We start from the raw sequence: 11,978 nt of genomic DNA, 5'->3' as shown, positions 1-11,978 counted from the left end.
CAAAAAACCAGAGAAGCTAGCCTCTCTGGTTTAAATAATATTTTTTAAATCTGTCAACCTATTTTAGGACGACTCAAAACTTTTAAAAACCCTTCTTACAATGTTAAAGCGAATAGCTTTCATTAAGGTTATTTAAAAAATTAATTTCAAACCCAAACATTAAATCTAAACCTTAACAAATGAAAAAAGTCATTTTATCATTAGCCTTTGTAGCTAGTGTTTTAATTGGTTGTCAAACCAATGAGCAAAACCCTAATGAAAATGAAGTTACTGAAAACACATCTGCACAAAAAGCCGAAAAACAGTGTTTTACAGTAGAAGTATTAGAAGAAAAACTTAGTAAAAATCCTAGCTTAAAAGGAAACATGGAAGCTGTTGAGAATTTTACTAATGACTATTTATCTAAAGTAAAAAGCGGAGAGATAGCTGGAAGATTGGTAAACGGAAAAATTCAAATACCGGTAGTATTCCACGTAATTTATAGACAAGCTAGTGAAAACGTGCCGTTATCAGTTTTACAAGATCAAATTGCAGCATTAAACGAAGATTTTAATATGCAAAATCCAAATAGAGGTGCTATGCCGGCAGAATTTGCGGGTGTAGAAGCTAATGTTAATATTGATTTTGCTATTGAAGATGTAATTAGAGTTCAAAATAAGAAAAAAAGACGTTGGAGTCCGGATGATTCTATGAAATTTACTTCTAAAGGAGGAAGTGATGTAGTAAATCCACAAGAATTTTTAAATATCTGGATTGTAAACTATATGCCATATCAAACGGGACAAATTTTAGGATATGCTCAATTCCCTGGAGGAGACTGGTCTACAGATGGAGTTGTTTTAGCTTACAGATTTGTAGGAAGAACTCAAAGAACAGCTTCTCATGAAGTTGGACACTGGATGAACTTACGTCACATTTGGGGTGACGGAGGTTGTGGTGCTTCTGATTTTGTTGCTGATACTCCAGATGCTGACGGACCAAGTAGAGGTTGTCCTTCGTACCCAACTGTTGAGTGTGGAAGCGCTAACATGACGATGAACTTCATGGACTATTCTGATGACAGTTGTATGTACATGTTTACTCAAGGACAAAAAGCAAGAATGGATGCTGTTTTTGCTCCGGGTGGATTTAGAGCTACCATGGCTGACTAATATAGAGAATGTATTTATTTTATAAAAAGGTGCCTTTTTAGGTGCCTTTTTTTTATATTTAGACCCAAATCGATTTATATGAAACAAATATTCAAATTAACATCAATCCTATTTTTAATGATTGTGAGTTGTGGTTATGCACAAGAAGGAGCAAAAGATTTTGATGAAATTGTATATAACGAATTTACCAGAGGAAGCTTTTCTATTATTACAGTAACCAAAAATAAAGCATCATTTAAAGGTAAGAATTCAGAAAAATCTGTAGAAGTATCAAAAGTAAAGAGAGATGAATTATCAAAATTACTAGGTAAAATTGATTTAGAGAGTATTAAAAATTTAGATACTCCAACAGAAAAAAGAGCTTCTGACAGATCAATGCATGCTAATGTAACAATTAAAATTGGAGATAAATCATATACATCAGTAACATTTGATGCTGATAATCCTCCAAAAGAATTAAAAGAAATTATAAAAACCGTATTAGGTGTAGGAAAACCAGAATAATAAAAAAAACCGAGTGAGAACTCGGTTTTTCTTTTTTAGTAATTTTCCCTCTTAAAATTTTATGATTGCCCCTAAAAGGAAATTAGTTCCAGCTTGTCGGTATAAATAAGGTGTGGTTCCCCACATATATCCGTTGGAGCTATATTCTTTATCAAAAATATTATTTACTAAACCGGATAAAACAATACTCTTAAATACAGATTTTGTTTCAATGGTATAGTTTACATTGAAATCATTTACAAAGTAACTGTCAAGTTTAGAAGCCGATAATTCGTTATTGCTCATAAACTGAGATCCAACATATTTAGAAAGCAAAGCAATGTTTAAGTTTTTAATAGGTTGAATATTAACAGCATTACCAGCTATAAAGCTTGGAGAGTAAGAGATGTTCGTATCTCCTAATTTGGTAACAGTGTTTCCTTTTGTCTCCTTAAAGTCAACATTTTTGTTTTGACTAATAGTAAAGTTTGGTGTTACACTTAAGTAATCAGTAATCTTAATAGTGGCATCTATTTCCAAGCCTAAACGATAACTTTCACCAATGTTAGCTCTTATAGGAGAACCTACATTATCAACCTCACCAGTTAATGCTAATTGATCTTGATACCTCATATAGTAAGCATTTGTGTTGATTTTCATTTTTTTAGTATTCAAACGCCAACCTAATTCAAAATCGTTTAGCTTTTCTGGTTTTGGGTTTCCGTTTTCATAATCGGTTCTATTTGGTTCTCTTTGTGCACGAGCGTATGAAAAATACATGCTATTGGTATCATTAAATTGATAAGTCAAACCAGCTTTAGGATTAAAAAAGTTAAAAGTATCATCTACCAAATTAGCTTGAACCCCATTAGCTTCATAAGAAACATTACGGTTTTGTAAGTCAGCAAACAACGATAGTTGATCGTTAACTTTAAAAGTGGCTTTTATAAATAAATTAAAATCTTCCTTATTTCCATAGTTATTGTAGTATTTGCTTCCTAATTCGCTGTTGGAAGCATAGCGAGCCCAAATAATTTCTCCAAAATGATCTCCTTTGTATTGATTCCAAGCACCCCCAAAAAGAATATCCCAAGTATCATTCTTATAATTTAAGTTATAGGTCACTCCATAAAAATCATTATCTAGCCATTTTCTTCTTACCAAATCAGTAGTATTAATCGTAGTGCCACCTACAGTAATTGGAGTTAAGTTATAATCAGCAAAATCTGCATCTTGTTTGTATTGCTCATAAAAACCTCTTCCATAGGTATAATGTAATGCTATGTTTGACGATAGATTGTCATTATATTTTTGATTCCAGTGTAATTGAGCATGATCTTGCTTGTAATTATCTACTTCGTTATTATAATATCCAATAACATTCCAGTTAGTATCGTACAATGCTCCAGCCGAATTGAATCTTCTTCCATAAGTGTCAATTTCAGATTGAGTAGAACCATTCCAAGATTGATAAGTAATTTCATGCCCACCAAAAACTAAGGCTTTAATTAAAGTGTTATCATCTACATAACTTCCCTGTAAAAAATAAGATTGTAAGTTTGAGGAAGCTCTGTCTAAATATCCATCAGAAGTAATTTTTGATAAACGACCAGTAAATTTAACATGCTTGTTTAGTAAACCAGTACCTGCTTTTGCGGTATATTTTTGTGTATTAAAAGAACCATAAGAAGTAGCAATTTCTCCAAAAGCTTTTTCAGAATCTACATCTGTCAATACATTTAAACTAGCACCAAAAGCACCAGCACCATTAGTAGAAGTACCTACACCACGTTGTAATTGAATACTTTGTGTAGAAGAAGAAAAATCGGGCATATTTACCCAAAAAGTTCCTTGACTTTCACTATCGTTATATGGAATACCGTTGATGGTAACATTTACGCGAGTAGCATCCGAACCACGTACACGAATCCCTGTATACCCTATGCCTGCACCAGCATCGGAAGTAGTAACGACAGAAGGAAGGTAGTTCATCAAGATAGGAATATCCTGTCCTAAATTACGTTTTTCAATTTCCTTTTTGGTAAGATTTGAGTGTGTTACAGGAGCATCAGCTTTTACACGAACAGCAGATACTAACACTTCGTCTAACACGGTTTCATCAGAAATTAATTGAATGTTAACTTGTTGGTTGCTTGTAAGGTTTACTTCTTGTGAAGTAGTTTTAAAACCAACATGTGAAACTTCAATAACATAGGTGTCTTTAGTAAGTTGTAATTGAAATTCACCATTAGCATTGGTGGCAGTCCCTTGGTTTTTAGTAACAGTTACAGTAGCTCCCATTAAAGGTTTTTGGTTGCTGTCAATTACCTTACCCGATAGCGTAAATGTTTGAGCATTTGCAGTTAAGGTTGCGAATAAAACGAGTAAAAAAAATATAGTTTTTACTTGTGTAAATTGTAAGTGTTGTTTGAAAGACATCGGTCTCATTTTATAAAAAACAAAATCGAATAAAAAGAGGTAATTATTCTTTAATTAAACATTGAATAATTATTAGCGTAAAGCATAGCTTTACTTTTTGCACTCGCTAAAAAGGTCTATCAGACCTTTTATATACGCTCGCTTCCCTAAACAGCATTACCTGTTCCAGGTTCAATGGGTATGATCTCAGCCTACTTTTAATCATAAATGATTAATTACAAATTATTTTAATAATTCAAATTCGTAATTCCATAATTCGTAATTCAAAAAAGGCACCCCTTTATGAGAACGGGGCAAAATTAGAATAGATTTTTAAATTGACAATGTTATATGCTGTTTTAATGCGAATTTTACTTTAAAAAGTTGAAAAACAAAAGTGTTTTTGTCTTTTTGGCAATCAAACAAACTAATTCTATGTTTTTTCTTCGTTAGATTTACTGTAATTTTAATATTTTAGTGGAGATAATATAGCTTATGTATCATCATTTCTTACGAAACGATTTTAGGTAATTAAGATTAAGGTGTTTAAACATTTAAAATTCGTAATTGAAAATCCATAATTGTATAATACCAGTTGTTTATGAGTAAAACATTTAAGACCAAGGTAAATGAAACTTATCAATTTGACTTTGGCGTTGAAGAAATTCAAAAATTAGATATTGTTCCTAAAACGTTACAACAATATCATGTACTAGAAAACAATCAATCTTATAAAGCCACCATTTTAAAGTCTGATTTTAATCAAAAGAAATATACCGTTCAGGTAAATGGAAACTCGTATGAAGTTGCTATTGCTGATGCATTGGATATGCTTATTAATGCGTTAGGTTTAGAAGTAGCTGCTGTAAAAAAAGAGAACGATATTAAGGCACCGATGCCCGGATTGATTGTTTCTGTAAATGTTGAGGTAGGACAGGAAGTAAGGGAAGGCGACGGAATATTAGTGCTAGAAGCCATGAAAATGGAAAACACTTTACAAGCGCCAAGAGACGGAGTAGTAAAATCGGTAGCCGTGCAATCAGGAGATAAAGTAGAAAAGAACACCGTATTAATAGAAATGGAATAAGATGCAGAAGATATTAGTAGCAAACAGAGGAGAAATTGCGTTGCGTGTAATGCGTACCGCCAAAAAAATGGGAATTAAAACCGTAGCGGTATTTTCTGAAGCCGATAGAAACTCACCACACGTAACTTTTGCTGATGAAGCCGTGTGTATTGGTCCAGCACCATCTAACCAATCCTATTTATTAGGAGATAAAATTATTGAAGTAGCGAAGGAGTTAGGAGTAGACGGAATTCACCCGGGATACGGATTTTTAAGTGAAAATGCAGCCTTTGGAGAAGCCGTAGCGAAAGCTGGAATTGTGTTTATAGGACCAAAAACCCATGCGATTGAAGTAATGGGAAGCAAATTGGCCGCTAAAGAGGCCGTGAAAGCCTATGATATTCCCATGGTTCCTGGAATTGATGAAGCGGTAACCGATGTAGAATATGCCTCGAAAGTAGCGAAGGAGATAGGGTATCCGATTTTAATCAAAGCCTCAGCAGGTGGTGGTGGAAAAGGAATGCGTGTGGTGGAAAAAGAAGCCGATATTAAAGAACAAATGCAGCGTGCCATTTCAGAGGCGGAATCTGCTTTTGGAGATGGTTCTGTATTTATAGAAAAATATGTAGGCTCACCACGCCATATTGAAATTCAGGTATTGGCAGATGCTCATGGGAATGTAGTACACTTATTCGAACGTGAATGTTCGGTACAACGTCGCCATCAAAAAGTAGTAGAAGAAGCGCCGTCGAGTGTATTGACTCCTGAAATTAGAAAAGCGATGGGAGCCGCAGCGGTAAGAGTAGCGAAAGCTTGTGATTATTTAGGGGCAGGAACGGTGGAGTTTTTACTGGATGAAAACAAGAACTTCTACTTTTTAGAAATGAATACACGCTTGCAAGTAGAGCACCCAGTTACCGAACTCATTACAGGAATAGATTTGGTAGAGCAGCAGATAAAAATAGCCAGAGGAGAGGAGTTGTCGTTTACTCAAGAGGATTTACAAATTAACGGACATGCGCTAGAATTACGGGTATATGCCGAAGATCCGTTAGACAATTTTGCACCCAGTATTGGCGTGTTGGAAGTGTATCAACATCCACAAGGAGCAAATATTCGTGTAGATGATGGTTTTGAAGAAGGCATGGAAATTCCTATTTATTACGATCCGATGATAGCGAAACTCATTACCTATGGAAATACACGTGAAGAAGCCATTGAAGTGATGAAACAAGCCATTAGTGGCTATAAAGTAAAAGGAATAGAAACTACGTTGCCGTTTGGAAAGTTTGTTTGCGAACATGAAGCCTTTACCTCAGGAAATTTTGATACCCATTTTGTAAAAAAATACTATACCCCTGAGTTGTTAGAAGCAGGATATGAAAAGGAAGCAAAGATTGCTGCACAAGTTGCCTTACAGCAGTATTTAAAAGAGCAACGTATATTAAAAACCTGTTAAGTGGTCGTATTATAGGTTTTTGAAAATTGATAATTCGTAATTTAAAAATGTATAATCTGTGTTAGATAGTTAAATATGAAGAGTTTAAATGAGTATGTTGCAGTGTATAAAGAGCAACTTCATAAAGGAGATATATTAATTGCCTATAATGAATTGGTGAAATTTGTTATGAAATTAAGAACAGACTTTATGAAGAGTCTTTCTGATCAATACTCTTTTACCGGAATTCTTCATGGATATATGGACTATACCTACTTTTATTATTCCAACGATTTTTTAAAAAGCAAAAAGCTAAAATTTGGACTGGTATTAAACCACGTAGAAATGAGGTTTGAAGTGTGGCTTTTAGGAAATACCCTTCCTATTCAAAAGGAGTATTGGGAATTGTTAAGGTCTGCCAAATGGAATAAAGACAGAAAGGAAATGCCTAAATATTCTATTATAGAGGCGGTTTTAGTTGCCAATCCTGATTTTAACAATCTGAATATATTAACAGAACAAATAGAAACAGAAATGATTCAGGTTTCTGATGAAATAGTAACATATTTAAAAAACAATTTGCGTTAGGGATTGAAGCGGCATCCTTTTGTTGTCAGTTCGAGTTTGCGGAGCAAGTATCGAGAACCAATAAAAGATATAGCGTAAAGCCCGACCCGAAGGGGAACGCCCAAAAAGAATAAAAATGAAAGCTAAAATAGCAACATTACAAGATAAAATAGCAGAAGCCAAACTAGGAGGCGGACAAAAACGTATTGATAAACACCATCAAAAGGGAAAATTAACCGCCCGTGAACGTATTGATTATTTCTTAGATGAAGGGTCTTTTGAAGAAGTTGGGATTCTGGTAACGCATAGAACGACCGATTTTGGCATGGAGAATCAGAAATTTTACGGAGACGGAGTGGTTACCGGATACGGAACGGTAAACGGACGCTTAGTGTACGTATTTGCACAAGATTTTACTGTGTTTGGAGGTTCGTTATCGGAAACCCATGCCGAAAAAATCTGTAAGATTATGGATTTAGCGGTAAAGGTAGGCGCGCCTTTAATCGGGTTGAATGATTCTGGTGGAGCGCGTATTCAGGAAGGCGTACGTTCCTTAGGAGGCTATGCCGATATTTTTTATCGTAATGTACAAGCATCGGGTGTGATTCCACAAATTTCTGCGATTATGGGACCTTGTGCGGGAGGTGCGGTATATTCACCAGCCATGACCGATTTTACCATCATGGTAGAGAATTCGAGTTATATGTTTGTTACGGGACCTAACGTGGTAAAAACAGTAACCAATGAAGAGGTTACCTCTGAAGAGTTAGGAGGTGCAAGTACCCATGCAACCAAATCGGGAGTAACGCATTTAACGGCGGCAAACGATGTACAATGTTTGGAAGATATCAAAACCTTGTTGAGTTACATGCCACAGAACAATCAAGAAACTACAGCAAAATTACCGTTTGAATTAGGGGATGAATTCCGTGAAGAGTTAGCGAATATTGTTCCTGATAATGCTAACAAGCCCTACGATATGCGAGCGGTGATTGATGGTATTGCCGATGCAGATTCGTTTTTTGAAATCCATAAAGAGTATGCCGATAATATGGTGGTTGGATTTGCACGTTTAGGAGGAAGAAGTGTTGGAATTGTTGCCAACCAACCCATGAGTTTAGCTGGATGTTTGGATGTAAACAGTTCTAAAAAAGCAGCACGATTTACGCGTTTTTGCGATTGCTTTAATATTCCGTTATTGGTATTGGTAGATGTACCGGGCTTTTTACCGGGAACTGACCAAGAATGGAACGCCATTATTACCAACGGAGCAAAATTATTATATGCGTTAAGTGAAGCTACCGTGCCAAGAGTCAGTGTAATTACCCGTAAAGCCTATGGTGGTGCCTATGACGTAATGAACTCAAAACATATTGGCGCCGATATGAACTTTGCATGGCCTAGTGCAGAAATTGCGGTAATGGGAGCGAAAGGAGCGAGTGAGATTATCTTTAAAAAGGAAATTGCGGAAGCAGACGATCATGAAGCAAAACTAGCCGAAAAAGAAGCCGAGTATGCTGATAAGTTTGCAAATCCGTACCGAGCTGCAGCACGTGGCTTTATAGATGAGGTAATTTTACCAGAAGAAACCCGTAGAAAACTCATCAAAGCCTTTGCGATGTTAGAAGGAAAAAAGGTAGAACGACCTAATAGAAAACATGGGAATATTCCTCTATAAATTAAAATAAATCTATGATTAAAATTGATTTAGACGATACATTTGATGCTAATTCAGCTAGTGAAGATTTAAGTAGGTTTACATTTAATTCTGAGTTGAAAAATGAAGCCATAGTGGAACTACACGTTTTAATTAGTAAACATCCTGATCCATTATTACCAGATGTATATAATCTAGCGTTTGGGCCTTTAGGAGATGATAATGAAATTGATGATGAAATTATTTTATCTCATCGAAATGTTAATAAAGTATTTTCAACAGTGCTTTTATTTGCAATTACATTTTTAGAAAATAATAGGGATGAAAATTATTTTATAGGAATAGATGGTTCTAATGAAATTAGAGCGAACTTATATCATAGAATGTTTAGGTATAATTATAATAGTCTTTCTGATACGATTGTTACTGTAGGAGTTGATTGGTATGTTAAACTTTTAAGAAATGGCACAGATATTGAAAGGGATAGTGACGGAATACCCTTATTTAAACCAAGACCTGAACCTTTTGATTTAAATAGAAGCCCAAAAGATTTATATAGGTATTACATGTTTTCTTTAAATAATTAAAATATATTATTATCTTTGTGATATGAGACAAACAGTTCAAAATAAGATTACTAACCTTAAAGCTTTAGCTAAAGGTAGTACTTCTAATTCTATTGCTAAAAGCTCTTCTAGAATGGTTAATGATAATTTATCTAAAGCTATTCGTAGTGAAAGGGATGCAAAAGTATTTAGAAAAGAACTTACTATTGCTTTTAAATTAGCAAAAGAATAAGAACAAAACAAAAAATGTATTAATAAATATAAGTAAAGCCTACTTTTTTAAGTGGGTTTTTTTATTGTTTGATGTTACTAAAAATATTAACTAGTGTTTTTAGTAAAAGCAATAAAATGACTCGATACAATCGAAACTTTTTTCGAAGTGTTGCTTTTTTAGGTTTGGTAACTATACGTGCTTTCGATATTAACAAAACTTGTGCTAAGAAGTTGAAAAAGTGGCCTTTATTTTGGTTCGATTTCTTTGCTTGTCCAAAGAAATCGAAGGTTCATGAACTCCTATTAAAAATACATAAAGTGCGTAAACTAAAATGAATGTACATAATCACACAAAAAAACGTCATTACGAATGAAATGAAGTAATCTTTACGTTTATAGTTCAAAATAAACAGATTACTCCAGTCGTGCCTTCTTTGTAATGACGTTCGTTTCTTTTTATAGAAAATCATTCTTACACATCCGTACTTACCCAATAACTTCCTGTTGAGGTGGTCGACGGATTGTACACCAAAATATTCACTTTGGTACCGTTGGTAACATCCGCTAGTAACCATTCCATAGGCTGATTGTTAATAGCACCACTTTCCAGTTCCACCATATTTCCTTCCAGTGTAACCTCGTCGGTACTAATATCAAACTGTAAAATTGTTTCCCCTCTGTTTTCAAAACCGATAAAATGATCTTTGTTGTAGGAGATAGAGGTAATCACCTTGGTTTCATTAGGCGCTACTTGCCCTACAAAATCGGTAACCGTAGTACTGCTTGTGGTAGGACGATAGGTATACTGTGCTCTTTTTGCAGGCTCGTTGGCAAAAACCAACTGCGCTATATTACAAATTTGCACAAGCGTTGCATAACAATCATTTAAAGCGTTGATACGATCTTGAGTAATTACCAAACGCTGTTTTTTGTACACTTCCTGTTGTGTATTGGCACCTTTTAACGTTTCCTTTATTGTTGCCAGTTCTGCAGCAATAGCCGCAGGCATACCACCTTTGGTTACGTCGGTTAAATCATCCAAATAATTAGTAACTACCTTTTCTAAGGTTTCTAAAAACACCAACATTTTAGGCTGATTCTTACTCGCACCTCTATACCCTGTAGTAAACTCCTTTAACACCGCCGGGTTATTAGGAAAAGCCCACGCGGCATGGCTTTTAATACGGTTATATACACGACTTGCTTCTTGCATGCCTATCAACACTTTTTGCGTTTCCACTCCCTGTTTAGCCAAAGTGCTTACATCGGTTACTACGGTATCTGCCGCATCAATCTGACTTAAAAACGTAGCCGCATACTCCGGTGTAAACCGCGCATTAAATGCAGTAAATTGAGGCAAATCTTGCAAAAATAACTGGTAAATTGTTCGTGCACTTTCCGCTAAAAAAGCATCAGATCCTTTGAATTTTCTTACTGTTTCCATGTTCATTTTATTTTAGTTATACATATTGTTTTAAGGGGGCATAAAAACCACTCCTTAGCTAAGAATCAGAAACAATAAGTGTATGGTAGCAAGATAATTTCTGTACCAAATAAGCTTATAAAAATTGAGATGAATTTAGCAATACAACCATAGCATTTTGTTGTTTTCTTTTTCTTAACAGGTTCTAAACTATGCTATTAGAAGTTAAAAAACAAATACGATGGTTAATTTTTGCTTTTTTTTAACAAGCAGACTCTCAGGAGAATGTTTTTTTCTTGTGTTTTTAGTTCAAGACAATAGACAAAAAAAAGATAAGTAAATGTGATGTGAACAATAGAGTTATGAAAAGACAAATTATTTTGATTGACGAGACTCTAAAAAGCATCCTGTCATAAGCATACAAGCCAAAAATAACACCGCAAGAACCGTTAAAATTAAAATCTGTTTGAGCGGTAGCGAGTTATTTTAATTTAGGTTCGAGGATGATTATTTTTGAGCGCAGGTTGGTTAAGACTAGATTTTTTGTTTCTTTTTCATCAAAGGAAAAAGAAAAATGGCTTGGAAAATATTATATAGTTGCTGCCAAGAGTTGTACCGCTAATATAGGTAACAAGAGTAGTGTATAGCATTTACCCTGAGTTAAGAATACCCCAATAACCATAGCTAGTAACGATTAGAATTTTGTTAGCATACGCACTGCCGTGGTATCAAAGTCCTGTGCCGTGATGTTAACGGAGCATGCCGTGGTCTCAAAGTCCTGCGCCGTGATGTTAACGGAGCGTGCCGTGGTATCAAAGTCCCGTGCCGTGGTGTTAAGGGAGCGTGCCGTGGTATCAAAGTCCTTCGCCGTGATGTTAAAGGAGCATGCCGAGGTATCAAAGTCCCGTGCCGTGGTGTTAAGGGAGCGTGCCGTGATATCAAAGTCCTGTGCCGTACTATTAGCGACCCATATTTGGGGAGTATTCAATAAAGTGT

The 11,978-nt window shown here is 35.1% G+C and carries 10 protein-coding genes; 8 read left to right on the top strand and 2 right to left on the bottom strand.

What is annotated here, in order from left to right; genetic code table 11:
- Positions 1 to 179 precede the first annotated feature (179 nt).
- Positions 180 to 1,151: a M43 family zinc metalloprotease gene (locus ACQY1Q_RS12240; RefSeq protein WP_431005606.1), complete on the top strand. Its 972-nt coding sequence runs from the start codon at positions 180 to 182 to the stop codon at positions 1,149 to 1,151.
- Between the two features lie 78 nt (positions 1,152 to 1,229).
- Positions 1,230 to 1,655: a hypothetical protein gene (locus ACQY1Q_RS12235; RefSeq protein WP_431005605.1), complete on the top strand. Its 426-nt coding sequence runs from the start codon at positions 1,230 to 1,232 to the stop codon at positions 1,653 to 1,655.
- Positions 1,656 to 1,706: 51 nt separating this feature from the next.
- Here the strand turns inward: ACQY1Q_RS12235 and ACQY1Q_RS12230 are convergent, their stop codons facing one another.
- Positions 1,707 to 4,073, bottom strand: coding sequence for a TonB-dependent receptor (locus ACQY1Q_RS12230; protein WP_431005604.1), 2,367 nt, complete (start codon positions 4,071 to 4,073; stop codon positions 1,707 to 1,709).
- Between the two features lie 580 nt (positions 4,074 to 4,653).
- On the opposite strand from ACQY1Q_RS12230, the gene ACQY1Q_RS12225 reads away from it, so the two are divergent.
- From ACQY1Q_RS12225 to ACQY1Q_RS12200, 6 genes are all read left to right on the top strand, one after another.
- On the top strand, positions 4,654 to 5,139 hold the full coding sequence (locus ACQY1Q_RS12225; RefSeq protein WP_431005603.1) for a biotin/lipoyl-containing protein: 486 nt from the start codon (positions 4,654 to 4,656) through the stop codon (positions 5,137 to 5,139).
- 1 nt (position 5,140) lies between these two features.
- Positions 5,141 to 6,577, top strand: a complete 1,437-nt coding sequence (accC, locus tag ACQY1Q_RS12220) for an acetyl-CoA carboxylase biotin carboxylase subunit (RefSeq protein WP_431005602.1) — start codon at positions 5,141 to 5,143, stop codon at positions 6,575 to 6,577.
- A gap of 75 nt (positions 6,578 to 6,652) precedes the next feature.
- Positions 6,653 to 7,144, top strand: a complete 492-nt coding sequence (locus tag ACQY1Q_RS12215; protein ID WP_431005601.1) for a DUF7000 family protein — start codon at positions 6,653 to 6,655, stop codon at positions 7,142 to 7,144.
- A gap of 115 nt (positions 7,145 to 7,259) precedes the next feature.
- A complete protein-coding gene (locus ACQY1Q_RS12210) occupies positions 7,260 to 8,801 on the top strand; it encodes an acyl-CoA carboxylase subunit beta (protein WP_431005600.1) in 1,542 nt (513 codons plus the stop codon).
- Between the two features lie 14 nt (positions 8,802 to 8,815).
- Entirely contained in the window at positions 8,816 to 9,367 is a 552-nt protein-coding gene (locus tag ACQY1Q_RS12205; RefSeq protein ID WP_330488558.1) for a DUF6934 family protein, read from the top strand.
- A gap of 22 nt (positions 9,368 to 9,389) precedes the next feature.
- Positions 9,390 to 9,578, top strand: a complete 189-nt coding sequence (locus ACQY1Q_RS12200) for a hypothetical protein (protein ID WP_330488557.1) — start codon at positions 9,390 to 9,392, stop codon at positions 9,576 to 9,578.
- A gap of 453 nt (positions 9,579 to 10,031) precedes the next feature.
- On the opposite strand, the gene ACQY1Q_RS12195 is transcribed toward ACQY1Q_RS12200, so the two are convergent.
- On the bottom strand, positions 10,032 to 11,003 hold the full coding sequence (locus ACQY1Q_RS12195; RefSeq protein WP_431005599.1) for a hypothetical protein: 972 nt from the start codon (positions 11,001 to 11,003) through the stop codon (positions 10,032 to 10,034).
- Positions 11,004 to 11,978: the final 975 nt, after the last annotated feature.

It is taken from the genome of Tenacibaculum sp. TC6 (assembly GCF_050606265.1).
In the GTDB taxonomy this organism is placed as follows: domain Bacteria; phylum Bacteroidota; class Bacteroidia; order Flavobacteriales; family Flavobacteriaceae; genus Polaribacter.
Note: the sequence above shows the minus strand (reverse complement) of the source record. Positions and strands in the feature narration are given on the sequence as shown.

Coding starts and splice junctions, on each gene's coding strand:
- ACQY1Q_RS12215 (WP_431005601.1), top strand. CDS start 6,653: ATGAAGAGTTTAAATGAGTATGTTGCAGTGTATAAAGAGCAACTTCAT.
- ACQY1Q_RS12200 (WP_330488557.1), top strand. CDS start 9,390: ATGAGACAAACAGTTCAAAATAAGATTACTAACCTTAAAGCTTTAGCT.
- ACQY1Q_RS12230 (WP_431005604.1), bottom strand. CDS start 4,073: ATGTCTTTCAAACAACACTTACAATTTACACAAGTAAAAACTATATTT.
- ACQY1Q_RS12195 (WP_431005599.1), bottom strand. CDS start 11,003: ATGGAAACAGTAAGAAAATTCAAAGGATCTGATGCTTTTTTAGCGGAA.
- ACQY1Q_RS12235 (WP_431005605.1), top strand. CDS start 1,230: ATGAAACAAATATTCAAATTAACATCAATCCTATTTTTAATGATTGTG.
- accC (WP_431005602.1), top strand. CDS start 5,141: ATGCAGAAGATATTAGTAGCAAACAGAGGAGAAATTGCGTTGCGTGTA.
- ACQY1Q_RS12225 (WP_431005603.1), top strand. CDS start 4,654: ATGAGTAAAACATTTAAGACCAAGGTAAATGAAACTTATCAATTTGAC.
- ACQY1Q_RS12240 (WP_431005606.1), top strand. CDS start 180: ATGAAAAAAGTCATTTTATCATTAGCCTTTGTAGCTAGTGTTTTAATT.
- ACQY1Q_RS12205 (WP_330488558.1), top strand. CDS start 8,816: ATGATTAAAATTGATTTAGACGATACATTTGATGCTAATTCAGCTAGT.
- ACQY1Q_RS12210 (WP_431005600.1), top strand. CDS start 7,260: ATGAAAGCTAAAATAGCAACATTACAAGATAAAATAGCAGAAGCCAAA.